Below are 24,016 nucleotides of genomic sequence, written 5' to 3'. Positions count from 1 at the left end.
CCAAGGGGAACCCGAACCGTGCAGACCACCGACCACCCGCGTTCTCCGACCGCCAATCCGCCGTCTTCGACCCGTGATCACAGCATGAAAATCAAACGCTTCGTCGCCGCCGACATGCGCTCGGCCATGAACCTGGTGCGCAAGGAACACGGGCCCGATGCCGTGATCCTGTCCAACCGCCGGATCGAAGAAGGCATCGAAATCGTGGCCGCCGCCCATTACGACGAAGGCGTGGTGCAGCGCGCACTGGATGCCTCGCGCCGCGATGTCGCGCCGCCGCCGGCACCGAAGCCGCGCACCGCCGCCGATGCCGTCATCGCCGCGGTCACCCGCCGCCGCAGCGCCACCCCGGCGCCGGAACCGATCGCGGCCACCACCTCGGCCGTGGCCGCCCTGGCCCGCGCCGCCGTCGGTGCCACCGGCCGCACCCTGGACAGCGCCGACGAGATCGTGCCGACCCGCGGCAGCACCGGCTTCGCCGACACCCTGGCCCGCGCCAGCGTCAACGAACCGGCACTGCCGGAACAGATCTTCGCCCCGTTCGCCCAGGCCATCGTCGCCCCGCCGGCACCGGCCGCTGAGGCCGCTGCACCGGCCCCGATCAACCGCGCCCGCTTCCTGATCGATCCGCCGCACAACGAAGCGCAGGATGCTGCCGCCCTGCCGCCGCCGCTGCCGATGACGGCCGAGGCGCCGACGGCCGCCGTGATCGCCGCCGAGCCGGCGGTGACCGCCGAGCAGCCGATCCCGGTACTAGCCGAAGCCACGCCGCAGCCCGAGCCCGCCCCGCAGCTGATGCCGGCGCCGGTGGTGACCGTGGTGGCCCAGGATGACGCCGAGATCCGCCAGCTGCGCCAGGAAGTGGCTGGCATGCGCCAGGTGATCGAGCGCGAGATGAACCGCTTCACCGACGAACGCCTGCGTGGCAACGCAGTGCGCGGTGCGGCGCTGGACCTGATGGACGAGTACGGCTTCGATGCCGGCCTGGCCCGCGATGTGGCCATGCAGATTCCGGCGGAAACCGAGGCCCACCGCGGCCGCGGCCTGATGCTGGGGCTGATCTCGCGCAAGCTGCCGATCGCCCCGGTCGATCCGCTGGAAGAAGGCGGTGTGATCGCCCTGGTCGGCCCCACCGGCGCCGGCAAGACCACCACCATCGCCAAGCTGGCCTCGCGCTTCGCCGAAAGCCACGCTGCCCGCGATGTGGCCCTGGTCACCACCGACACCCTGCGCGTGGGTGCCCGTGAGCAGCTGTACGGCTACGGCCGCCAGCTCGGCATCGCGGTGCACGAAGCCAACAGCGGTACCGACCTGGACCAGCTGCTGGAACGCCTGAAGGACTACAAGCTGGTGCTGATCGACACCGCCGGCCTGGGCCCGCGCGACCGCGCACTGGCCGCCCAGCTGCAGTGGCTGCGCGCCGCCCGCCAGGTGCGCACCCTGCTGGTGCTGCCGGCCAACACCAGCTTCGGCGACATGGACGAGGTGGTCCGCCGCTTCGGCGCGGCCAACCTGCAGGGCCTGGTGCTGAGCAAGCTGGACGAGACCGGCCGCTTCGGCAACGCCCTGTCGGTGGCCGTGGACCACCAGCTGCCGATCACCTGGGTGACCGATGGCCAGGACGTGCCGGACGACCTGCACCGAGCATCTGCAGCCAATCTTGTACTTCGCCTTGAAGATTTGCGCCGAGCGGCCGATATGCCCTGCAACCCGGAGTTGAACCATGCCGTCGCGTGAGTACGCCAAGCTGACCACCACCTTCCCGCTGACGGCCACCCGCAGCGAGCCGCTGGGCCCTGTGCGCACCATTGCGGTGACCGGCGGCAAGGGCGGCGTGGGCAAGACCAACGTGTCGGCCAACCTGGCCGTGGCGCTGGCGGGCATGGGCAAGCGCACCCTGTTGCTGGACGCCGACCTGGGCCTGGCCAACATCGACGTGATCCTGGGCCTGAACCCGACCTTCACCCTGGCCGACCTGGTGGCCGGCCGCTGCTCGCTGGACGATGTGATCATCGAAGGCCCCAACGGCGTGCTGGTGGTGCCGGCCGCGTCGGGCCGCCGGCACATGGCCGAACTGGCCCCGGCAGAGCACGTGGGCCTGGTCAACGTGTTCTCCGAACTGGAACGCGAGCTCGACATCATGGTGGTGGACACCGCCGCCGGCATCAACGACGGCGTGCTGACCTTCTGCCAGGCCGCGCAGGACACCGTGGTGGTGGTCTGCGATGAGCCGGCCTCGATCACCGACGCCTACGCGCTGATCAAGGTGCTGTCGCGCGAACGTGGCGTGGACCGCATCCAGGTGGTGGCCAACATGGTGCGCGACCCCAACGAAGGCCGCGTGCTGTATGAAAAGCTGACCCGCGTCTGCGAGAAGTTCCTGGCCGATGTCTCGCTGAACTACCTGGGCTGCGTGCCGCAGGATGACTGGCTGCGCCTGTCGGTGCAGCGCCAGCAGCCGGTGGTGAAGGCCTACCCGTCCAGCCCGGCCGCGCTGGCGATCACCGAGATCGCCCGCCGCACCGCGCGCTGGCAGGCCCCGACCGAGCCGCGCGGCGGCGTCGAATTCTTCCTGGAACGCATCCTGAAGCAGCGCGGGGTGACCGCATGAAAGGCGCAGCCCAGTACAAAGAGGTGCAGCGCGCCTCGGCCACCGACGTGATCGTGCAGCACTCGGACCTGGTGCGGCGCATCGCCCACCACCTGGCCGCGCGCCTGCCGGCCAGCGTGGAAGTGGACGACCTGATCCAGGCCGGCATGATGGGCCTGATCGAGGCCTCGCGCAGCTACGACGCCGACCAGGGCGCTTCGTTTGAAACCTATGCCTCGATCCGCATCCGCGGCTCGATGATCGACGAGATCCGCCGTGGCGACTGGGTGCCGCGTTCGGTACACCGCCGCGCACGCGATGCCGCCGCCACCATCCGCCGCCTGGAACAGAGCAGTGGCCGCGCCGCCAGCGCCACCGAAGTGGCGGCGGCCATGGAAATGCCACTGCCCGATTACCTGCGCCTGATGGAAGACGCCTCGCGCGGGCAGGTGCTGAGCCTGGAATCGCGCATCGAAGACCAGGGCGAGCTGGACACCATCGCCCAGGGCGGGCCCACCCCGCAGCAGGTGCTGGAGCGCGGCGAATTCGGGCGCGAGCTGGGCAAGGCCATCGGCCACCTGCCCGAACGCGAACAGCTGGTGCTCTCGCTCTACTACGAGCAGGAACTGAACCTGAAAGAGATCGGCGCGGTGCTCGGCGTGAGCGAATCGCGGGTCTGCCAGATCCATGGCCAGGCAGTGCTGCGCCTGCGTGGCCGACTGAAAGTCTTCGAGGCGGCCGACGCCGGCCTCGAGAATTGAACAACAAAGGAACTCTGCTTTGAACAAGAACATGCGCATCCTGATCGTTGACGACTTTTCGACCATGCGTCGCATCGTCAAGAACCTGCTGGGCGATCTGGGCTTCACCAATACCGCCGAAGCCGAGGACGGGCATGCTGCGTTGTCACTGCTGCAGAGCCAGCCCTTCGATTTCGTGGTGACCGACTGGAACATGCCGGTCATGACCGGCATCGAACTGCTCAAGGCCATCCGCGCCGACGCCAAGCTGAAGACCCTGCCGGTACTGATGGTCACCGCCGAAGCCAAGCGCGAGCAGATCATCGAAGCGGCACAGAACGGGGTGAACGGCTACATCATCAAGCCGTTCACCGCGCAGACGCTGGAAGAGAAGCTGGGCAAGATCTTCGAACGCCTGGCGGCCAGCGCCTGATGGATACCACGGTCGACAAGAGCGCCCTGGCCCTGCGCCTGCAGGAAGCACTGGATGCACTGGAAGCGGGCGACGAGAGCGCCTGGCGCCAGCGCATCGACAGTCTGGTGGCCGCGCGCACCCAGCCGATGATGAGCGGCCTTTCGCGGCTGGCCCGCGAACTGGGCCAGGCCCTGGGCGAGCTGCCGACCGTGCCCGACGAAGCCGGCGAGCTGGACGACGCCTGCGCGCGCCTGGACCACGTGGTGGCCATGACCGAACAGGCCACCCACCGTACCCTGGACCTGGCCGAAGAATGCCGCGCCCTGACCGAACAGCTGCGCGCCGATGGCCTGCAGCCGGGCCAGGACGTGCAGCTGGAGCGCATCCGCCACAACCTGACCGAGATCGCCCTGACCCAGAGCTACCAGGACCTGACCGGGCAGATCATCCGTCGCGTGGTCGGCATCGTCCGCCGCGTGCACGAAGGCTTCGGCGCGCTCGGCCTGCCGCCGGAACAGCATCGCACCGACCCGGAACTGGCCGGGCCGGCACTGAAGGGACTGGACCGCCACGCGGTCTCGCAGAACGACGCCGACGACCTGTTGTCGGACCTGGGGCTGTAAGCATGAGCGCGGTTGCCGACGACATCACTGCCGATTTCATCATCGAAGCACAGGAGATCCTCGATCGCCTGGGCGAACAGCTGGTGTCGCTGGAACAGGCACCGCAGGACAGCGAACAGCTCAATGCCGTGTTCCGCGGCTACCACACGCTGAAGGGCGGCGCCGGCTTCCTCGGCATCACCGCCATGGTCGAGCTGTGCCACGCCGCCGAAGAAGCACTGGGTTCGGCCCGTGCCGGCCAGGCCGTGCTGCAATCGCACCACTTCGACGCGGCGCAGCAGTCGCTGGATTACCTGCAGTCCATGCTCGACGCCGTTTCATCCGGCACCGAGCCGGGTTACGCACCGCCGGAACTGATCGCCCAGTTCGACGTGCATGGCGGCGCCGCACCCGCGACCAGTGCCAGCGCGGCCGCGGCACCGGCTGCCGGCGGCAGCGACCTGATCACCGACGATGAGTTCGAAGCGCTGCTGGACCAGTTGCACGGCGGCGGCGCGCCCACGGCCGTGGCCCCGGCGAAGAAGGCCGACGATGGCCTGATCAGCGAAGACGAATTCGAAGCGTTGCTGGACCAGCTGCATGGCGGCGCCGCACCCGGCAGCAAGCCGGTGGCTGCAGCGCCGGCCCCCACGCCGGCGCCGCGCCCGACGGCGACCCCTGCCGCTGCGTCGGCCAAGCCCGCCGCGGCCAAGCCGCTGGCCGAGGCCGAACACACCGTGCGCGTGGACACCAAGCGCCTGGACGCCATCGTCAACCTGATCGGCGAACTGGTGCTGTCACGAAACCGCCTGAAGACGCTGCGCACCCGCCTGCGCGATGAAGAGCTGGACCGTGCCGTGTCCACCCTGGATATCGCCACCGCGCGCCTGCAGTCGGCGGTCATGCGCACCCGCATGCAGCCGGTCGGCAAGGTGTTCTCGCGCTTCCCGAAGGTGGCCCGCGATGTGGCCCGTTCGCTGAAGAAGGAAGTCGATCTGGAACTGATCGGCGCCGAAACCGAGCTGGACCGCAACCTGGTGGAAGCGCTGGCCGATCCGCTGGTGCACCTGGTGCGCAACGCCATCGACCATGGCGTGGAAATGCCGGACCTGCGCGAAGCACAGGGCAAGCCGCGCATGGGCCATGTGCGCCTGTCGGCACAGCAGGAAGGCGACTACGTCAGCATTGAAGTGCAGGACGACGGCGCCGGCATCGACCCGGAAAAGCTGCGCGCCAAGGCGCGCGAGAAGGGCCTGATCGACCCGGAAGCCGCCGCCCGCCTGAGCAGCGAGGAATGCCTGCACCTGGTGTTCCTGCCCGGGTTCTCCACCAAGCAGCAGGTCACCGATATTTCCGGCCGCGGCGTGGGCATGGACGTGGTGCAGTCGCGCATCCGCGAACTGAGCGGGCAGATCCAGATCCAGTCCGAACTGGGTCGTGGCAGCCGCTTCCTGATCCGCGTGCCGCTCACCCTGGCCATCCTGCCGACCCTGCTGGTGCAGGCCGGCGAGGATGTCTACGCCCTGCCCCTGGCCCGCGTGATGGAAGTGCTGCATGCACCGCGCACCTCGCTGGGCTGGTTCGATGGCCGCGCCGTGCTCGACCGCCGCTCGCACACCCTGCCACTGATCGACCTGCGGCAGTGGCTGGATGTCACCCCGGCCGCCTCCAGCCTACTGACCATCGTGGTGCTGCAGGCCGGCGAGGCCCGTTTCGGGCTGGTGGTGGACCAGGTGCGCGGCCGCGAAGAAGTGGTCATCAAGCCGCTGCCGAAGGCGCTGCGCGGCCTGCGCGGCTACGCCGGGGCAACGCTGATCGGCGATGGCCGCATGGCCCTGATCCTGGACGTGGACGGGCTGAGATGAACCCGGCCGGGCCCTGCCCGGCACCCCGAAAACTGTGACTACCGTCTGTACACGCGCCACCGGTGTCTCAAGTCCCATTCACACACGCCGATACCGGACCCATGGATAGACTCAGCCTCATTGGACTTTTCCTTGCCCTGGCCTCACTGGTCGGCGGCAGCATCCTGAAGGGCGCCGGCCTGGCCTCGCTGTGGTCGCCGGCCGCCTTCGTGATCGTGATCGTCGGTACCGTGGCGGCCATCCTGCTGCACACCGCCCCGGCCGTGTTCAAGCACGCCTTCAAGATCGTGCGCTGGGTCGTGCGCCCGCCGCACAGCGACCGTCGCGAACTGATCCAGCAGATCGTGGAATGGAGCAACATCGCCCGCCGCCAGGGCCTGCTGGGCCTGGAATCGCAGGTGGAAGCACAGCGCGATCCGTTCCTGCGCAAGGGCCTGCAGCTGCTGGTGGACGGCGTGGAGCCCGAATCGATCCGGCACATGCTGGAAATCGAACTGGGCAGCCAGGAGCACCAGGACCAGGCCGGCGCCAAGGTGTTCGAAGCCATGGGCATCTATGCGCCCACGCTGGGCATCATCGGTGCCGTGCTTGGGCTGATCGCGGTCATGAAGAACCTGGCCGACCCCAGCAAGCTGGGCCACGGCATCGCCGCCGCGTTCACCGCCACCATCTACGGCATCGCCTCGGCCAACCTGCTGTTCCTGCCGATCGCGGCCAAGCTGAAGGGCGTGATCGCCCACAACTCGCGCGACCGCGAAATGGTCATCGAAGGCCTGATCTCGATTGCCCAGGGCGAGAACCCGCGCAACATCGAAACCAACCTTTCCGGCTTCCTGCACTGACATGGCCCGCCGCAAGCACCACGAAGAGCACGCCAACCATGAAGCATGGGCGATCCCCTATGCCGATCTGATGACGTTGCTGCTGGCGTTCTTCGTCGTGATGTACGCCATTTCCTCGGTGAACGAGGGCAAGTACCGCATCATGGCCGATGCGCTGACCGATGCCTTCGGCGGCGCTCCGCGCACCATCAACCCGGTGCAGGTGGGCAACAAGCAGGTGCAGGGCGGCGGCTGGGACAGCCCCTCGGTCATCAAGTCCGGCACCAAGATCGGCCCGTCCGCGCCGGCGCCTTCGCACGACCCCACCCTGCTGCCTTCGATGGCCTCGCAGATGCGCATGCCGGTGTCGGTGCACAACCAGGAACAGATCGCCCGTGCCGAGCGCCAGCTCAACAGCATCGCCGACCGCCTGACCGCCGCACTGTCGCCGCTGATCGACCGCGGCATGATCAGCGTGCGCCGCACCGAACTGTGGATCGAGGTGGAGATCAACAGTGACATCCTGTTCCCCACCGGTTCGGCGGCACTGGACGTGCATGCGCGGCAGACCCTGGCCAGCCTGGCCGAGGTGCTGCGCGATGTGCCCAACAGCGTGCGCGTGGAAGGCCACACCGACAATATTCCGATTGCCACCGCAACCTTCCCGTCCAATTGGGAACTGTCGGCCGGTCGCGCCGCCAGCGTGGTCCACCTGTTCGCCGACCAGGGCGTGCAGCCCTCGCGCCTGGCCATGGTCGGCTACGGCCAGTTCCGCCCGCGCGATGCCAACGACAGCGCCCAGGGCCGCAACCGCAACCGCCGGGTGATGGTCATCATCCTGGCTGACACCAGCCACGCGGTGGACCCGCTGGGTGAGCGCCTGAACGCCGCCACTGGCCAGACCGATGCCGCTGCACCTGCGGCCAGCACCGCCGCTGCGGCGACGGCACGCACCCCTTCCCCTTCCCCCCTTGCACCGGTGCAGTTGCCGCCGGTGTCGGCAGGCAGCCATGTCGGCGCCGCCGTTCCCCCTGCAATGAAGGAGTAATCCGATGCGCATCTGGGCAGTCGCCAACCAGAAGGGCGGTGTCGGCAAGACCACCACCACCCTCGCCCTCGGTCGCGGCCTGGCCGCACTCGGCCACCGGGTCCTGCTGATCGATCTGGATCCGCACGCCTCGCTCACCCGCGCCTTCGGCGTGCCGGTCGAGCCGGCGCCTGCCGGGGTACTGGAACTGTTCGGCGCACCGCCGGCCGATCTGGCAACGCTCAGCCACCCCAGCCCGATCAACGGCCTGGACTACGTCTGCGCGCAGGCCTCGCTGGCCACGCTGGAACGCCGCAGCGCCAACCAGCCCGGCCTGGGCCTGGCCCTGCAGAACGCCCTGGCCCGCCACCAGGGCCAGCACGATTACATCCTGCTGGACTGCGCGCCCACCCTGGGCCTGCTGATGATCAACGCACTGGCCGCGGCCGATCGCCTGATCATTCCCACCCAGGCCGAACCGCTGGCGCTGCACGGCCTGGACGGCATGGTGCGCACCGGTGAAATGGTCGAGCGCTCGCGCCGCCGCCCGCTGCCGATCTCGATCCTGCCGACCCTGTTCGACCGCCGCACCCGCGCGGGCAACGAATCGCTGCGCAGCATGCAGGACCGCCACATCGGCCGCGTGTGGGAAGACGCCATCCCGCTGGACACCCGCATCAGCAACGCCACCGGCCTGACCCTGCCCAGCGTGGGCGAGGACTACCCGGGCCGCGGCCTGGCCGCGTACCGTCGCGCCCTGAACTGGATCCTGGGCGAAGACGAGCGCGCACTGGAGCAGGCGGCATGAGCACCACCGGCGTGCTGGACGACTATCTTGACGAACTGCTGGGGGAAGCCATCGTGGCGCCGCCGGTTGCCGTCGCCGTGGCCGCCGAACGCGAGCCCACCTGGGACGATCTGCCGGCCGAAGTGATCTACGAAACCAAAGACACCGACGGTAGCGCCGGGCCAGGCCCGGCGAGCGCAGCGGTGCCCGAACCCGCCGTCGCCGCTCCCGAACGCGAGCCCACCTGGGACGACCTGCCGGCCGAAGTGATCTACGAAACCGAAAACACCGACGGTAGCGCCGGGCCATGCCCGGCGAGCGCAGCGGCGCCTGCACCCGCCGCCGCAACGACCGGCCCTGAACCGACCTGGGACGACCTGCCGGCCGAAGTGATCTACGAAACCGAAGACGTTCCAGCCGCCGCGCAGAGCGACAGCGCAGCGCTGGAGGCCGCCTTCGACGCCGTGGCCCTCGCCGCTCCAGAACGCGAACCGACCTGGGACGACCTGCCGGCCGAAGTCATTTACGAAACCGAAGACACCGACGGTAGCGCCGAGCCACGCCCGGCGAGCGCAGCGGCGCCTGCACCCGCCGCTGCCCCGGCCGGCGCCGAACCCACCTGGGACGACCTGCCGGACGAAGTGATCTACGAAACCGACAGCGCCGACAGCCACGCCCTGGCCCACATCGACAGCCCCGCCCTGCAGGCCGCCTTCGAAGCCGCCGCAGAAGGTGAAACGGTAGCCGTGCCTGCCCCCGCCACGGTGGCACCGGCGCTTCCGGCCGCCGCCGTCGCAACCCCGGTCGCCCGCGCCGCTGTGGCGCCGCCGCCGCGCGTGGCAGTGAACGCCCCGGCAGGCGCCCGCCCGTCCAGCTGGCAGGAACTGCAATCGCAGGCCCAGCAGCCGGCCAGCAGCCCGCACCCGCAGGCCCGCCGCGCCGGCGAGCGCACCTCGCGCTGGCTGCGCCTGCGCTGCGGCGTGCAGGCCTACGCGCTGGAGCTGCTGAAGGTGCAGGAAGTGGTGCTTCCCGTGCCCCTGCTGCCCCTGCGCGGCACCGCCGCCGCCATGCTGGGCATCATGAACCTGCGCGGCCAGGTGGTGCCGGTGATGGACCTGGGCCTGCACCTGGGCACTACCACCGCCGAGGACGACGCGCAGACGCGCATCGTGGTGCTGGAAGAAAACGGCGAGATCCTGGGCCTGCGCGTGTCGGCCGTGGAAGACGTGGCCAACCTCACCGATTCGCAGATTGAACCGCCGGACACCGCGCGCATCTGCCAGATTTCCAACGACCTGTTCCGCGGCGTAGCCCGCATTGGCCAACGGCCGATGATCCTGCTGGATGCGACGCGTCTGTTGGGGTGAAGCCCATCCACGCATGGCGTGGATCTACACGCCGGCGTTGCCCGGGGCGATCAACACCATGATCGCCCAGGTAGATCCACGCCATGCGTGGATACCCAGACATCGAGCCCCCGGTAGATCCACGCCACGCGTGGATACCCCCCGAAACAATCCTAAAGAACCCCGCCGGTGTGCCGTTATGGATCTCGGAACCGTTTGTCCGGAGCAATCATGAGCACTGTCGAACTGGGTGATGATCTCGGCATCGAGAGCAGCACCGAGCTCAAGAACCGCCTTTCGCCCCTGGTGGCGGAAGCAGGCGAGCTGACCCTGGACGCAAGCCAGGTCGGCCGCATCCACACCGCCAGCGTGCAGGTGCTGTGCGCCTTCGTGCAGGCCCGCCGCGAGGCCGGGCTGGACACCGGCTTCCACGGTTGCACCGCAACCTTCCGTGACGCCGCACGCCTGTTGGGCGTCACCCAGGCCCTGGGCCTGGACGTACCCCATGACAACCTGAAATCTGTGGAGAACGCTGCATGAGCGCACGTATCTTGGTGGTGGACGATTCGGCGTCGATGCGCCAGATGGTTTCCTTCGCCCTCACCTCGGCCGGTTTTTCCGTCGAAGAAGCCGAAGACGGCGCCGTGGCCCTGGGCCGCGCCAAGGGCCAGCGCTTCAACGCGGTGGTCACCGACGTCAACATGCCGAACATGGATGGCATCAGCCTGATCCGTGAACTGCGCCAGCTGCCGGACTACAAGTTCACCCCGATGCTGATGCTGACCACCGAATCGGCTGCGGACAAGAAGTCCGAAGGCAAGGCCGCCGGCGCCACCGGCTGGCTGGTCAAGCCGTTCAACCCCGAACAGCTGGTCGCCACCGTACAGAAGGTGCTGGGCTGATTGCCCGGCACTGCTGAACCGCCCCTTCCCCACGTTTCCGGATTACCGCTGCCATGAGCATGGACCTGCAACGCTTCCACGCCACCTTCTTCGAGGAGAGCCGCGAAGGCCTCGACGCCATGGAGGCCGGGCTGCTTGCCCTGGAATCGGGGCAGCAGGATCCGGAAATCATCAATTCGGTGTTCCGCGCCGCCCATTCCATCAAGGGCGGCGCCGGCACCTTCGGCTTTGACACCATTGCCGGCCTGACCCACGTGCTGGAAACGCTGCTCGACGAGCTGCGTGCCGGCAAGCGGGCCCTGGAAGCCACCGCAGTGGACGCCATGCTGTCCTCGGTGGACGTGCTGCGCGCACTGCTGCGTGAAGCCGAACATGGCCAGGCCGCCGACCCGGCGTCGGTGGCCGCAGTGAAGGCCCGCCTGGAAGCGGTGCTGTCCGGGCAGGCTGCGGCCAGCACCCCGGTAGCAGCGGCCGCCCCGGTCGATGACACCCCCGAGGCCTGGCAGATCGGCTTCACCCCGGCGCCGTCGCTGTTCATGAGCGGCAACGATCCGCTGCGCATCATCCGCGAGCTGGAACACCTGGGCTCGCTGCAGGTGGCAGCACGCATGGACCGCCTGCCGGGCTTTGCCCAGCTGGACCCGCTGGAAGCCCACCTGGCCTGGGACCTGGGCCTGGTCGGCAAGGTGCCGCGCAGCAAGATCGAAGACACTTTCGCCTGGGTACTGGACGACTGCGAACTGGATATCCGTCCGGCCGCACCGCCCAGCCTGGCCACCAAGGCACCGCCGGCACCCGCCGCCACGGCGGCCGCTGCACCTGCAGCCGCACCTGCAGCTGCCGCTGCAGCCACTCCGGCCGCTGCCGAAGCAGAGACCTCGATCCGCGTGAGCGTGGACAAGGTCGATGCCCTCATCAACCTGGTGGGCGAACTGGTCATCACCCAGGCCATGCTCAAGCAGGTATCGCATGCGATTGATCCGGTGCATGCCGAACGTCTTTTCGCCGGCCTGGACCAGCTTGAACGCAATACCCGCGACCTGCAGGAAGCGGTGATCGGCGTGCGCATGCTGCCGGTGGACGCGGTGTTCCGCCGCTTCCCGCGCCTGGTGCGCGATCTGTCCAGCCGCCTGGGCAAGCAGGTGCGCCTGCGCACCATTGGCGAAGGCACCGAACTGGACAAGGGCCTGATCGAAAAGATCGCCGACCCGCTGGTCCACCTGGTGCGCAACTCCATCGACCACGGCCTGGAAATGCCCGACGTGCGTCGCGGCGCCGGCAAGGACGAGACCGGCACCATCACCCTGGCCGCTTCGCACCAGGGTGGCCACATCGTAATCGAAGTCAGCGACGACGGCCGCGGCCTGAACCGCGACAAGATCCTGGCCAAGGCCCACGAGCGCGGCCTGAGCGTGCCGGACAACCCCACCGATTCGCAGGTCTGGGACCTGATCTTCCAGCCCGGCTTCTCCACTGCCGATGCAGTGACCGACCTGTCCGGCCGCGGCGTGGGCATGGACGTGGTCCGCCGCAACATCCAGGCGCTGGGTGGCGAAGTGCAGATCGAAAGCAGCCTGGGCAGCGGCACCCGCACGCTGATCCGCCTGCCGCTGACCCTGGCGATCCTGGACGGCATGACCGTGGCGGTGGCCGGCGAAACACTGATCCTGCCGCTGGCCTACGTGCTGGAAGCGCTGCAGCCGCAGCCCGAGGACATCCGCAGCATGGCCGGCGAAGGCCGCGTGCTGCGCGTGCGCGGCGAATATCTGCCCATCCTGTCGCTCACCGAGTACTACGGCTACGGCAACCGCCGCGCCAACAGCGAATCGCTGGTGGTGGTGGTGGAAGGCGATGGCCAGAAGATCGCGCTGGAAGTGGACGAACTGGTCGGCCAGCAGCAGGTGGTGGTCAAGAACATCGAGAACAACTACCGCCGCATCGGCGGCGTATCGGGCGCCACCATCCTCGGCGATGGCCGCGTGGCCCTGATCGTGGACATCGGTGGCCTGGTGCGCTCGCTGCGCATGCCGCAGGCCGCCTGACCGCCGCCTACATCGCCGTGCACCACCCAACCGCCGCCCACCTGGGCGGCGGTTCTGTTTGCGGGGCCAGATCCCGGGGTCAGATCCCTTTTCGCAGAAAAGGGCTCTGACCCCTGAACCGTGACACCGGTCACCCCAGCAGTTTCCCCAGCAACCATCCAGATACCCCAAGGCCCCCGCCCCACAAGGCCTGCAGGCGCCCATCCCTACGCCAGCGAATGTGACATCCGTCCATAAAGTCCCCGCGCGCAGCGCCGCTATCTCGCTTTGACGGCTTTCACCGAACCCCCACCGGCACGACCGTTCCCTCCTGCAACCACCCCCTACGCCGCCGCACCCGCGCCGGCACCTGCCCATCCGGAGCACCCTGCATGAAGTGGTTCCACGATCTGCCCATCGCCCGCAAGCTGGCGGTGGGGTTCACCCTGACCACCCTGATGACCGTCATCCTGGGCGTGTTCGCCCTGGTGCGCCTGTCCGAGGCCAACGCGCAGCTGCGCGCGATGGCCACCAACGATATTCCGTCCGTGCAGTACCTGGGCGAAGTGCGCTCGCAGCTGGGCGAATTCCGCACCTACGAGCTGGCCCAGCTGAGCATGCTCGACAAGCCGGAAAAGGTAGCCGAGTACAACACGCGCATGGCCGACACCGCCAAGATCGTTCGCGATCAGTTGGCCGCCTATGCCGCCCTGCCGTCGGGCGAGAAGGAACGCGCGCTGTACCAGCCGGTGCAGGCCGACGTGGATGCCTACTTCGCCGCCAACACCAAGCTGCGTGACGCCGCCACCGCCGGTGACGCCGCCCTGGCCCAGCAGGTATCCGACGAGCAGTCGCGCCCGCTGCGCCGCAAGGCCTTCGAAGACATGAAGGCGCTCAGCTCCTATCTCAGCTCGCAGATGCAGGGCAAGATCGACGATGCCAACGCCACCCACCGCAACAGCCTGATCGCCATCATCAGCTGCATCGTGCTGCTGTCGCTGGTCGCCGCAGCCTTGGCCGTGGTGATCTCGCGCGCCGTCACCGGTCCGCTGGGCAAGGCCGTGCAGGCCATCCAGGCCGTTTCGCGCGGTGACCTGAGCGTAACCACCCAGGCCACCAGCAACGACGAGGCCGGGCGCATGCTGGCCGCCACCAGCGAGATGACCGCCATGCTGCGGCGCTTCTCGGAACAGACCCAGCTGATGGCACAGATGCATGCCGGCCCGGATATCAGCCACCGCATTCCGGAAGATTTCCCCGGCGTGTACGGCCAGCTGGCCGGCGGCATCAACACCGTCATCTTCGAACACCTGGATGCCATCCGCGATGCCATCGACGTGCTGAACCAGTACGCCGCCGGCAACCTGACCGAAGATGCGCGCCGCCTGCCGGGCACCCGCGCCTTCCTGCACGAAGCCATGGATGCGGCCAAGTCCAGCCTGCTGGCCATCAACACGCAGATCCAGCAGCTGGCCAGCGCTGCCGCCGCCGGCGATTTCAGCCAGCGCGGCGATGCCGATCGTTTCGCGCACGACTTCCGCGCCATGATCGACAACCTGAACACCATGATGCAGGTGGCCGACGGCAACCTGGGCCAGCTGTCCACGCTATTGCAGGCCATCGCCGAAGGCGACCTGACCGCGCGCATGGACGGCCAGTTCAACGGCGTGTTCGCCCGCATGCGCGATGATGCCAACACCACGGTCGCCCAGTTGACCCAGATCGTCGGCCAGATCCAGGCCAGCACCTCCAGCATCACCCTGGCCGCCGGCGAAATCGCCTCGGGCAACAGCGACCTGTCGCGCCGTACCGAACAGCAGGCCGCCAACCTGGAAGAAACCGCCGCGTCGATGGAAGAGCTGACCTCCACCGTGCGCCAGAACGCCGAACACGCCCGCCAGGCCAACCAGCTGGCCATCGGCGCGCACGGCGTGGCCTCGCAGGGCGGCGAAGTGGTCGGCCAGGTGGTCACCACCATGTCGGCCATCGAAGCCTCGTCGAAGAAGATCGCCGAGATCATCAGCGTGATCGATGGCATCGCCTTCCAGACCAACATCCTGGCGCTGAACGCCGCTGTCGAAGCCGCCCGTGCCGGCGAACAGGGCCGTGGTTTCGCCGTGGTCGCCAGCGAAGTGCGTACCCTGGCGCAGCGCTCGGCTGCAGCGGCCAAGGAGATCAAGGGCCTGATCGATGATTCGGTCGGCAAGGTCAACGAAGGTTCGGCGCTGGTGCACCAGGCCGGTGCGACCATGGGCGAGATCGTGGCCTCGGTGCAGCGCGTGACCGACATCATGGCCGAAATCTCCGCCGCGTCGCAGGAACAGAGCGCGGGCATCGAACAGGTCAACCAGACCGTGGTGCAGATGGACGAAACCACCCAGCAGAACGCCGCGCTGGTGGAAGAAGCCACCGCTGCCGCACGTGCCATGGAAGACCAGGCCGCGCAGCTGGGTGAAGCGGTGGCGCGATTCCGCCTTGCCACCCCGGGTCTGTCCAGTGCACCGGTCCGTGTCGCGGCGCCGCCGGTGCCTGCGCCGCGCAAGGCGGTCAGCGCACCGGCCGTGGCCGCGCCGCGTGCGCGCAAGGCGGCACCGCAGCCGGCCCTGGCCGGCGACGGTGACTGGCAGGAGTTCTAAGCGCAGGCGCCGGGGTTTGCCCGGCGCCGGTGTTGTAGAGCCGAGCCATGCTCGGCTTCCCCGTGGAAAAGGCGCCGGGCCCGTCCCGGCGCCGTGATGCGATCGCCCTTCAGCTTCACGCCGCACCGGCCGCTAACGAACTACGGCCCAACGCGTGCACGCCCATGTCCGCCCGCCCCACCGCCCCTGCGAAACCGGTTCGAGACTGGCGCCCGCTGGCCGGGGTGCTGCTGCTTTCACTGTGGCTGGGCTGGACCCTGCCCTTGCTGTGGACGCAATCGCGCGCGGCAGCACCTGAACCGGGCGGCTGGAATGCCACCGATCTGCTGGCGCAGCTGCCGCAGGACGTGCTGACCGCCAGCGCCCAGCAGCCCTTGCTGCTGCGCCTGCCCGACCACTGCCCCTGTGATGGACACGATGTACTGCCCACCGGCAGCGCACTGCAGACCAGCGCCTTGGCCCTGCCGTTCGATTGGCTGGTCCTGCACCAGCAGCAACTGGTCTATGCCGGCCCCGCCCGGCTCGACCCTGGCTGCGGCGGCACCGGCCCTGCGGCCGCGCGCCTGGTGAACCATCTGCTGGCACAGCCGCAGGCAGCCGTGATCCTCGCCACCCCATGCCCATGCCTCAAGGAGTAGTGCATGCACGCATCCCCTGCCCCTCATGCAACGCCCGTCCGCGCCGGATCGCTGCCGTTCCTGCGCGCGCTGTCCACCACCGCCGACCGCCTGTTCCTGGTCGTCACCGCCGGCCTGGTGCTGGCCTCGCTGGTGCTGGCGGTACGCAGTGGCGCCTGGGCGCCGTGGCTGGGGGTCGCGCTGCCGGCACTGCTGGTCACCACGCTGCAGGTCTACTGGCTGCCGGGCACCCGGCTCAGCCGCTGCACCGTGGCCCTGGCCTGGATGGTGCTGTCGGCCACGCTCATCCACCAGACCCACGGGCAACTGGAAACGCACTTCACGGTGATCGTGCTGATCGCACTGCTGCTGTACTACCGCGACTGGTTGCCGATCGTGGTCGCCGCCGGCGCCATTGCCGTCCATCACGTGCTGTTCTACGCACTGCAGGTGCAAGGCCTGCCCTACCCGGTGTTTGCCGCCGGCAGCGGGCTGGGCACCCTCGCCCTGCACGCCCTGTACGTGGTGGTTGAAGCCGGCCTGCTCAGCCTGATGGCCGTGCAGATGCGCCGTCAGTTGCTGCTGCTGGGCCACGATCCGCAGCAGCTGGCACAGCTGGCGCGCGGCCTGGCCGAAGACCAGCCGGTGCCCGATCACCTGCAGAACGCCCGGTTCCCGCCGGACTCGCTGGCAGCTGCACTGGTGCAGACCGGTGACCGCCTGCTGCAACGTCGCGAAAGCGAGCAGCAGACCACGCGCGAATCGCTGCGCATCCGTACCGCGCTGGACGATGTCACTACCCACGTGATGATCGCCGACCGCGAGCGCAACATCGTGTTCGTGAACCGCCCGCTGCAGCACATGCTGGCCGCGGCCGAAGCGGACCTGCGCCGCGACCTGCCGCAGTTCAGCGCCGCCGACCTGATCGGCCGCAGCATCGACATCTTCCATCGCAATCCCGCCCATCAGGCCCGGCTGCTGGACGAGCTCACCGGCACCTGGCGCGCACAGATCCGCGTCGGCGGCCGCAGCATGCGCCTGATCATCAATCCGATCATCGGCGACGACGGCCAGCGCCAGGGCTTCGTGGTGGAATGGGCCGACCGCACCAGCGAACTGCAGGTGGAAGAAGAGCTGGGGCGTATCGTTGAAGCGGCCGCCCAGGGCGACTTCAGCCAGCGCGTGGGCACGGCGGGCAAGGAAGGCTTCTACCTGCAGCTGGCGCAGCGCCTGAACAGCCTGCTGGACGCCAACGCCTACAGCATCGAGCAGATCTCGCAGCTGCTGGCGGCGCTGTCACGCGGCGACCTGACCGCGCACATGCAGGGCGATTTCCACGGCGTGTATGCCCGCATCCGCGATGATGCCAACACCACCATCGCCCAGCTCACCGCCATCGTCGGCAGCATCCAGACCGCCTCGGGCAGCCTGACCGGCGCGGCCGCCGACCTCGCCCGCGGCAACGACCACCTGGCCGACCGCACCGAACAGCAGGCGGCCAGCCTGGAAGAGACCGCGGCCACGATGGAGGAGCTGACTGCCACCGTGCGCCAGAATGCCGAGCACGCACGCCAGGCCAACCAGCTGGCCAGCGGCGCCGCCGCCGTCGCCCACCAGGGTGGCGACGTGGTGGGCCAGGTGATCAGCACCATGAGCGCGATCCAGGCCGCATCACGAAAGATCGGTGACATCATCTCGGTCATCGATGGCATCGCCTTCCAGACCAACATCCTGGCCCTGAACGCTGCCGTGGAAGCGGCGCGTGCCGGCGAACAGGGCCGTGGCTTTGCCGTGGTGGCCAGCGAGGTACGCACCCTGGCCCAGCGCTCGGCCGCGGCCGCCAAGGAGATCAAGGGCCTGATCGACGATTCGGTCGGCAAGGTCGACGAAGGCTCCACCCTGGTACGGCGCGCCGGCGACACCATGGGCGAGATCGTCGCCTCGGTGCAGCGGGTGACTGACATCATGGGCGAGATTTCGGCCGCCTCGCAGGAACAGAGCGCCGGCATCGAACAGGTCAACCAGAGCATTGCGCAGATGGATGCCAACACCCGCCAGAACGCCACGTTGGTGGAGGCCTCGGCGCACGCCACCCAGGGCATGGGCGAACAGGCCACGGTGCTGGCGCAGGCGGTGGCACGCTTCCATCTGGACAACAGCCGCCACCTGCGCAGCGTCGAACGCGGGCCACGGCCGGTGTCCCGCCTGCCCGGCTGACCACGGCAGCGGGTTGGACGGGCTACATATTTCCGGCGCGCGGCCGATACCCCCAGTAAGCCGCGCGCCAACACGCGCTGGCGCCCGCCCCAGACCCAAGATTCCATGTCCGACGGCCACGACATTGCATTGAGTGACACCCACGCGGCCGACGCCGCCGACGAGCGGTTCCTGGTCCGCAACCCCCGCCAGCTGCGCCAGTTGCTGCGCTCGCTGATCGACCAGCGTTCCCTGATCAACGCCCATATCGACGGGCGCGATCGTTCCTTCCCTACCGCCCTGCTCGACCTCGACGAGGACGAAGACACCCTGCTGCTGGACGGCAGTCCGCAGGAGGCGTCCAACCGTGCCGCCGAACAGGCCGACCATCTGCTGTGCTTCGCCCAGCTGGAACGGGTGCTGGTGCGGTTCCGGCTGCAGGCATTGGAGCGCGTGGACAACGACGGTCACGTCGCCTTCCGCGCACACCTGCCCGAGGAGCTGGTACACCTGCAGCGCCGCGAGCTGTACCGCCTGGAAACCCCCATCACCGACTCGCCGCAGCTGAGCCTGGCCGCCGGTGAAGCCGGTGCCGACGCACTGTCCATGCGCGTGGTGGATATCAGCGGCGGCGGCCTGGCCATCACCGTGCCCAGCGACTGCGCGCTGTTCACCCTGCAGAAGCGCTACGCCGCCACCCTGTCCATGCCCGACGGCCCGGACCTGCCGATCAGCCTGGTGGTCTGCAACATGCTGCCGCAGCGCCAGCCCAACGGCATCGAAGTGAAGCGGATCGGCATGCGCTTCGACGACCTGCCACGCGGCGGCGACAGCGCCATCCAGCGCTACATCTTCCGCATCGACCGCCAGCGCAAGGCGCGCCAGAACGGCGAGCTGTAGCGCCGCAGGGCTGCGGTAGCGCCGGGCCATGCCCGGCGGATCACCCATGCACCGCCGGGCATGGCCCGGCGCTACCGATCGTCCCACGCCACGCGTGGATGTCCCACCCACCGGTAGATCCACGCCATGCGCGGATGCCCCACCCACCGGTAGATCCACGCCACGCGTGGATGCCCCACCCACCGGTAGATCCACGCCATGCGCGGATGCCCCACCCACCGGTAGATCCACGCCATGCGCGGATGCCCCACCCACCGGTAGATCCACGCCACGCGTGGATGCGCCCAACCCCACCTAAAGTCCCCCGCCGCGGGGCCGATATCGAGGCTGACACCGGGACTACCGGCCGAACCAGGACCCTCGATGAACGACAAGACCAGCTCCACCGCCAGCGCCGGTGGCGAATTCCTCAGCTTCACCCTTGGCGCCGAGCACTACGGCGTTGACATCCTCAAGGTGCAGGAAATCCGCGGCTACGACGCGGTCACCCGCGTGCCCGACGCGCCGGATTACATCAAGGGCGTGATCAACCTGCGCGGCACCATCGTGCCGGTCATCGACCTGCGCCTGAAGCTGCGCCTGGAAAACGCGCGCTACGACGCCTTCACCGTGATGATCGTGCTGAACGTGGAAGACCGCGTGGTCGGCATCGTGGTGGACAGCGTCTCCGACGTCATTCCGCTGGCCGCCGAGCAGATCCGCCCGACCCCGGAATTCGGCGCCGCCGTGGACACCCGCTTCATTTCCGGCATCGGCACCCAGGACGACCGCATGCTCATCCTGCTGGACATCGAAACCCTGCTCGACAGCGCCGACATGGGCCAGGCGGCCCTGCTGGAAGACGCCGCCGCCTGAGCACGCGGACTTTTTTCACACTTCGACAAAGGTCCCCTTCAGTTCCCCGTCAGCTTGCCGATAGGGGGACAGAAGCCGGGTGCGCAGGAGCGCATCAGCCCGGATCGACTGTCCACACCATCCCCGGAGAATCACCTCGATGAAGTCCCTGCTTGTGTTCGTTTCGGCTGCCCTGCTGGCCACCACTGCTGCTTCTGCCTTCGCCCAGTCGGCCGACATGATTCCGCCGGAACTGGCCCCGCGTCAGGTCGGCAAGGACGGCATGGTCTGCGGCAAGGTGGAAAAGGCCCGCTTCGCCGAAGGTTCCGAAGGCCAGCCGACCTTCCTGTACATGGGCGGCGCCTTCCCGCGCCACACCTTCTCGGCACGCATCGCCGGCGAGAACCGCGGCAAGTTCAACTTCCCGCTGGAATCGCTGGAAGGCAAGACCGTGTGCGTGATCGGCAAGATCCAGCGCGACGCCTCGCGCGCTGAAATCGAAGTCAGCTCGCCGTCCAGCCTGAAGCTGGCCAACATCAAGTAATCCGCTGTCCGTCCTGCCACGCCGGCCGCCGGTCGGCGTGGTTGCTGCAAGCGGGCCCGATGCCCGCGCGCGTCTGCCTATGGAGATCGCAACGCCCATGCCGTGGATCAACAATCTGAAACTGATGCCGAAGCTCATGCTGACCTTCGGTGTCCTCCTGCTGGTGATGCTGCTGCAGGGCATCGTCGCCTATCGCGGCCTGCACTCGCTCAACAATGTCACCACCGAGCTGGCCGGCTCGCGCATGGAGAGCATCCGCCTGGCCGGCGAGATGCGCGGCATGATCGGCGAAATCCGCAACTCCGAATACCAGCAGCTGGTGCGCGCCAGCGCCGAAGTGAAGGCCGAAGCCCATGGGCGCGTGGCCGAGCTGCGCACCAACCTGGACAAGGCGATCAAGACCTATCCCGGGCTGATCGACAACCCGCAGCAGAAGAAGCTGTTCGAAACGTTCGCCAACGACTGGAAGGACGCCCTGACGTCCTACGACAGCGTGTCTGAAATGCTCGAACTGGACCTGCCGGACGACGCCATCGATACCTTCGTCGGCGAAACCCGCACCAAGCACCGCAAGGCCACCGCCTCGCTGGAAGCGCTGATTGCCGAAGACAACCGCCTGGCCCGCGCCGCCCGCGAAGAGGCATCGAGCACCTATTCGGCCTCGGCCGTGCTGACCGTCATCGCCCTGCTGGGTGGCGCCGCGCTGGGTCTGGTCCTGGTCTGGCTGTTCGCACGCGCCCTGGTGGGCAGCGTGCGCGGTGCCGTCTCGGTCGCCAACGACGTGGCCGGCGGCAAGCTCGATGGCCATATCGATGTCAGCCGCCAGGACGAAGTGGGCGAGCTGATGCAGGCCATGCAGCGCATGCAGCGCGACCTGCGCGAGCGCATCGAGACCGACGCTGCCGTGGCCCGCGAAAACCTGCGTATCCGTACCGCCCTGGATTACAGCTCCACCGGCGTGTACCTGACCGACCCGAACAACACCATCGTCTACAGCAACCGCGCCCTGCAGCAGACCCTGTCGCAGTACCAGGACGAGCTGCGCCGCGACCTGCCCGACTTCGATGCCCAGGCCTCGCTGATCGGCAAGCCGGTGACCGTGCTGGAACACCGCGGCGAAATGGACCACACCCTGCTGGCCAACCTGAAGCAGCACGGCGTGGCCCGTCGCCCGATGCAGTACGGCGATGCGCAGTTCGCCCAGGTGGTGTCGACCATCCGCAACGAAGACGGCGACACCGTCGGCTACGTGGTGGAATGGCGCGACCGCACCCAGGAATCGCAGGTGGAAGCCGAAGTGGCGCGCGTGATCGCCCAGGCCGCCGCCGGCGACCTGTCCGGCCGCATCGACGCCGACGGCAAGGAAGGTTTCTTCCTGCAGCTGGCCCAGCAGATCAACGGCCTGCTGGACGCCAACGCCGGCAGCATCGAGCAGATTTCCGGCCTGCTGGCCGCCCTGTCGCAGGGTGACCTGACCGTGCGCATGCACGGCGACTACCAGGGCGTGTTCGCCCGCATGCGTGACGACGCCAACGCCACCGCCGCACAGCTGAGCGAGATCGTTACCCGCATCAAGCAGTCCAGCCGTGCGATCAGCTCGGCCGCCGGCGAAATCGCCTCGGGCAACAGCGACCTGTCGCGCCGCACCGAACAGCAGGCCGCCAACCTGGAAGAAACCGCCGCGTCGATGGAGGAACTGACCTCCACCGTGCGCCAGAACGCCGAACACGCCCGCCAGGCCAACCAGCTGGCCATCGGTGCACACGGCGTGGCCTCGCAGGGCGGCGAAGTGGTCGGCCAGGTGGTCACCACCATGTCGGCCATCGAAGCGTCGTCGAAGAAGATCGCCGAGATCATCAGCGTGATCGATGGCATCGCCTTCCAGACCAACATCCTGGCGCTGAACGCCGCAGTGGAAGCAGCACGTGCCGGCGAACAGGGCCGTGGTTTTGCCGTGGTCGCCAGCGAAGTGCGCACCCTCGCCCAGCGCTCGGCTGCAGCGGCGAAGGAGATCAAGGGCCTGATCGATGATTCGGTCGGCAAGGTCAACGACGGCTCGGCACTGGTGCACAAGGCCGGCGCCACCATGGGCGAGATCGTCGCCTCGGTGCAGCGCGTGACCGACATCATGGCCGAGATTTCCGCCGCTTCGCAGGAGCAGAGCGCCGGCATCGAACAGGTCAACCAGACCGTGGTGCAGATGGACGAAACCACCCAGCAGAATGCCGCGCTGGTGGAAGAAGCCACCGCTGCCGCCCGTGCCATGGAAGAACAGGCCGGCCACCTGAGCGAAGCCGTGTCGATCTTCGTGCTGGACGAAGCCGAAGCCGTGGCCGCCCCGCGCGCCCCGGCACCGCGTGCAGCAGCACCGGCCGCGCCGGTCGCAGCCGCCGCACCGGCCCGTCGCAGCACCGGCGGTCGCCCGATGGCCACCGAACTGGCCGACGGCGACTGGCAGGAGTTCTGATCCCTGCCCGGGGTCGGATCCCTTTTCCAAAGGAAAAGGGCTCTGACCCCCGCCTTCCCAAGACGCCCTGGCCCGTGCCGGGGCGTTTTCGTTTCCGGGGTATCGATAGATCCAGCCAACGGCGAAGCCCCTCGGGGTGGACGCGCTTCTGCTGGGTTCCGTGGGGTGGCCGGGTGGGTGGGCCGCGCAGGGGACGCCGTAAACCCGTCCTTGAAGTGACCCCCGGGAGTTGGACACCTAATCCGACCCCGAGGTTTGCATGAATAGATATGAGGTTTGTTTCAAATTGCAGGTCGCCGAAGAGGCCTGTAACACCTCCACATCGGTCAAGGCCGTTGCCCGCCGCCATGGCCTGGAGTTCTCCACGGTGAGGCGCTGGGCAGCGACCTACCGGCTGCATGGGCGACCGGGGTTTGAGCGCAAACCCCGGTCCTACGATCTCCAGTTCAAGCTGGCCGTCTTGGAGAAGATGAGTCAGGACGGCATGTCCGCGCGTGAGGCCACCACTTTCTTCCAGATCGGCAGCGCCGGCGCGGTGGGTGAGTGGCGGCGGTTGTATGCTGACGGGGGTGCCCAAGCGTTGGCACTGCCACCATTACCGCCTCAAAAGCCGATGAAAAAGACCCGCTCGTCCAAGCCCGCCGAGGACATGAGCCGCGATGAGCTCCTCAAGGAAGTGGCCTACCTGCGTGCGGAGACCGCTTAC

The 24,016-nt window shown here is 68.2% G+C and carries 21 protein-coding genes; all 21 read left to right on the top strand.

Annotated features, from left to right (window positions below):
- The first annotated feature begins 84 nt into the window (after positions 1-84).
- A complete protein-coding gene (flhF, locus tag C1931_RS09440) occupies positions 85-1,737 on the top strand; it encodes a flagellar biosynthesis protein FlhF (RefSeq protein ID WP_108757716.1) in 1,653 nt (550 codons plus the stop codon).
- Positions 1,724-2,611 (top strand): P-loop NTPase, encoded by an 888-nt coding sequence (locus tag C1931_RS09435; protein WP_108749548.1) that lies wholly within the window; start codon positions 1,724-1,726, stop codon positions 2,609-2,611. Before flhF ends, C1931_RS09435 begins: the two co-directional genes overlap by 14 nt.
- The gene (locus tag C1931_RS09430; RefSeq protein WP_108749547.1) at positions 2,608-3,351 is read left to right on the top strand and encodes an RNA polymerase sigma factor FliA; all 744 of its coding nucleotides are present in this window, start codon (positions 2,608-2,610) and stop codon (positions 3,349-3,351) included. The genes C1931_RS09435 and C1931_RS09430 overlap by 4 nt, the downstream gene beginning before the upstream one ends.
- Before the next feature lie 19 nt (positions 3,352-3,370).
- Positions 3,371-3,763 carry a chemotaxis response regulator CheY gene (gene cheY / locus C1931_RS09425; RefSeq protein WP_005413247.1) on the top strand — a complete coding sequence of 131 codons (393 nt, stop codon included), beginning with the start codon at positions 3,371-3,373 and terminating at the stop codon, positions 3,761-3,763.
- The gene (locus C1931_RS09420) at positions 3,763-4,368 is read left to right on the top strand and encodes a protein phosphatase CheZ (RefSeq protein WP_108749546.1); all 606 of its coding nucleotides are present in this window, start codon (positions 3,763-3,765) and stop codon (positions 4,366-4,368) included. Before cheY ends, C1931_RS09420 begins: the two co-directional genes overlap by 1 nt.
- 2 nt (positions 4,369-4,370) lie before the next feature.
- Entirely contained in the window at positions 4,371-6,212 is a 1,842-nt protein-coding gene (locus C1931_RS09415; protein WP_108756118.1) for a chemotaxis protein CheA, read from the top strand.
- A gap of 101 nt (positions 6,213-6,313) precedes the next feature.
- Positions 6,314-7,054, top strand: a complete 741-nt coding sequence (locus C1931_RS09410; protein ID WP_108749544.1) for a flagellar motor protein — start codon at positions 6,314-6,316, stop codon at positions 7,052-7,054.
- A 1-nt stretch (position 7,055) separates the two neighbouring features.
- Positions 7,056-8,081 (top strand): flagellar motor protein MotD, encoded by a 1,026-nt coding sequence (motD, locus tag C1931_RS09405; RefSeq protein WP_108756117.1) that lies wholly within the window; start codon positions 7,056-7,058, stop codon positions 8,079-8,081.
- 4 nt (positions 8,082-8,085) lie between these two features.
- A complete protein-coding gene (locus C1931_RS09400; protein ID WP_108756116.1) occupies positions 8,086-8,868 on the top strand; it encodes a ParA family protein in 783 nt (260 codons plus the stop codon).
- The gene (locus C1931_RS09395; RefSeq protein ID WP_108756115.1) at positions 8,865-10,214 is read left to right on the top strand and encodes a chemotaxis protein CheW; all 1,350 of its coding nucleotides are present in this window, start codon (positions 8,865-8,867) and stop codon (positions 10,212-10,214) included. Before C1931_RS09400 ends, C1931_RS09395 begins: the two co-directional genes overlap by 4 nt.
- Positions 10,215-10,424: 210 nt before the next feature.
- On the top strand, positions 10,425-10,733 hold the full coding sequence (locus C1931_RS09390) for an STAS domain-containing protein (RefSeq protein WP_108749540.1): 309 nt from the start codon (positions 10,425-10,427) through the stop codon (positions 10,731-10,733).
- Complete coding sequence (locus C1931_RS09385) at positions 10,730-11,095, top strand: response regulator (protein WP_038688521.1); 366 nt, start codon at positions 10,730-10,732, stop codon at positions 11,093-11,095. The genes C1931_RS09390 and C1931_RS09385 overlap by 4 nt, the downstream gene beginning before the upstream one ends.
- A gap of 53 nt (positions 11,096-11,148) precedes the next feature.
- Entirely contained in the window at positions 11,149-13,137 is a 1,989-nt protein-coding gene (locus C1931_RS09380; RefSeq protein ID WP_108756114.1) for a chemotaxis protein CheA, read from the top strand.
- A 371-nt stretch (positions 13,138-13,508) separates the two neighbouring features.
- Entirely contained in the window at positions 13,509-15,752 is a 2,244-nt protein-coding gene (locus C1931_RS09375) for a methyl-accepting chemotaxis protein (protein WP_108756113.1), read from the top strand.
- A 164-nt stretch (positions 15,753-15,916) separates the two neighbouring features.
- Positions 15,917-16,390 (top strand): hypothetical protein, encoded by a 474-nt coding sequence (locus C1931_RS09370; protein ID WP_159093583.1) that lies wholly within the window; start codon positions 15,917-15,919, stop codon positions 16,388-16,390.
- 3 nt (positions 16,391-16,393) lie between these two features.
- Complete coding sequence (locus tag C1931_RS09365; protein ID WP_108756111.1) at positions 16,394-18,586, top strand: methyl-accepting chemotaxis protein; 2,193 nt, start codon at positions 16,394-16,396, stop codon at positions 18,584-18,586.
- Positions 18,587-18,691: 105 nt separating this feature from the next.
- Positions 18,692-19,465, top strand: a complete 774-nt coding sequence (locus tag C1931_RS09360) for a flagellar brake protein (RefSeq protein WP_108753014.1) — start codon at positions 18,692-18,694, stop codon at positions 19,463-19,465.
- A 363-nt stretch (positions 19,466-19,828) separates the two neighbouring features.
- Positions 19,829-20,320 (top strand): chemotaxis protein CheW, encoded by a 492-nt coding sequence (locus tag C1931_RS09355; protein WP_108749534.1) that lies wholly within the window; start codon positions 19,829-19,831, stop codon positions 20,318-20,320.
- 217 nt (positions 20,321-20,537) lie between these two features.
- A complete protein-coding gene (locus C1931_RS09350; RefSeq protein ID WP_234412378.1) occupies positions 20,538-20,843 on the top strand; it encodes a hypothetical protein in 306 nt (101 codons plus the stop codon).
- Positions 20,844-20,940: 97 nt separating this feature from the next.
- Positions 20,941-23,310 (top strand): methyl-accepting chemotaxis protein, encoded by a 2,370-nt coding sequence (locus tag C1931_RS09345; protein WP_108757715.1) that lies wholly within the window; start codon positions 20,941-20,943, stop codon positions 23,308-23,310.
- A gap of 259 nt (positions 23,311-23,569) precedes the next feature.
- The coding region (locus C1931_RS09340) for a helix-turn-helix domain-containing protein (RefSeq protein ID WP_159095463.1) at positions 23,570-24,016 on the top strand (447 nt) is incomplete at its 3' end.

This window comes from Stenotrophomonas sp. YAU14A_MKIMI4_1 (assembly GCF_003086855.1).
Classification (GTDB): Bacteria; Pseudomonadota; Gammaproteobacteria; order Xanthomonadales; family Xanthomonadaceae; genus Stenotrophomonas.
Note: the sequence above shows the minus strand (reverse complement) of the source record. Positions and strands in the feature narration are given on the sequence as shown.

What these genes read in the sequence shown, in the direction of transcription:
- flhF (WP_108757716.1), top strand. Translation starts at nt 85, where the DNA reads ATGAAAATCAAACGCTTCGTCGCCGCCGACATGCGCTCGGCCATGAAC.
- C1931_RS09410 (WP_108749544.1), top strand. Translation starts at nt 6,314, where the DNA reads ATGGATAGACTCAGCCTCATTGGACTTTTCCTTGCCCTGGCCTCACTG.
- C1931_RS09400 (WP_108756116.1), top strand. Translation starts at nt 8,086, where the DNA reads ATGCGCATCTGGGCAGTCGCCAACCAGAAGGGCGGTGTCGGCAAGACC.
- C1931_RS09385 (WP_038688521.1), top strand. Translation starts at nt 10,730, where the DNA reads ATGAGCGCACGTATCTTGGTGGTGGACGATTCGGCGTCGATGCGCCAG.
- C1931_RS09380 (WP_108756114.1), top strand. Translation starts at nt 11,149, where the DNA reads ATGAGCATGGACCTGCAACGCTTCCACGCCACCTTCTTCGAGGAGAGC.
- C1931_RS09360 (WP_108753014.1), top strand. Translation starts at nt 18,692, where the DNA reads ATGTCCGACGGCCACGACATTGCATTGAGTGACACCCACGCGGCCGAC.
- C1931_RS09375 (WP_108756113.1), top strand. Translation starts at nt 13,509, where the DNA reads ATGAAGTGGTTCCACGATCTGCCCATCGCCCGCAAGCTGGCGGTGGGG.
- C1931_RS09415 (WP_108756118.1), top strand. Translation starts at nt 4,371, where the DNA reads ATGAGCGCGGTTGCCGACGACATCACTGCCGATTTCATCATCGAAGCA.
- C1931_RS09390 (WP_108749540.1), top strand. Translation starts at nt 10,425, where the DNA reads ATGAGCACTGTCGAACTGGGTGATGATCTCGGCATCGAGAGCAGCACC.
- C1931_RS09345 (WP_108757715.1), top strand. Translation starts at nt 20,941, where the DNA reads ATGCCGTGGATCAACAATCTGAAACTGATGCCGAAGCTCATGCTGACC.
- C1931_RS09370 (WP_159093583.1), top strand. Translation starts at nt 15,917, where the DNA reads ATGTCCGCCCGCCCCACCGCCCCTGCGAAACCGGTTCGAGACTGGCGC.
- C1931_RS09365 (WP_108756111.1), top strand. Translation starts at nt 16,394, where the DNA reads ATGCACGCATCCCCTGCCCCTCATGCAACGCCCGTCCGCGCCGGATCG.
- motD (WP_108756117.1), top strand. Translation starts at nt 7,056, where the DNA reads ATGGCCCGCCGCAAGCACCACGAAGAGCACGCCAACCATGAAGCATGG.
- C1931_RS09355 (WP_108749534.1), top strand. Translation starts at nt 19,829, where the DNA reads ATGAACGACAAGACCAGCTCCACCGCCAGCGCCGGTGGCGAATTCCTC.
- C1931_RS09350 (WP_234412378.1), top strand. Translation starts at nt 20,538, where the DNA reads ATGATTCCGCCGGAACTGGCCCCGCGTCAGGTCGGCAAGGACGGCATG.
- C1931_RS09435 (WP_108749548.1), top strand. Translation starts at nt 1,724, where the DNA reads ATGCCGTCGCGTGAGTACGCCAAGCTGACCACCACCTTCCCGCTGACG.
- C1931_RS09430 (WP_108749547.1), top strand. Translation starts at nt 2,608, where the DNA reads ATGAAAGGCGCAGCCCAGTACAAAGAGGTGCAGCGCGCCTCGGCCACC.
- C1931_RS09395 (WP_108756115.1), top strand. Translation starts at nt 8,865, where the DNA reads ATGAGCACCACCGGCGTGCTGGACGACTATCTTGACGAACTGCTGGGG.
- C1931_RS09420 (WP_108749546.1), top strand. Translation starts at nt 3,763, where the DNA reads ATGGATACCACGGTCGACAAGAGCGCCCTGGCCCTGCGCCTGCAGGAA.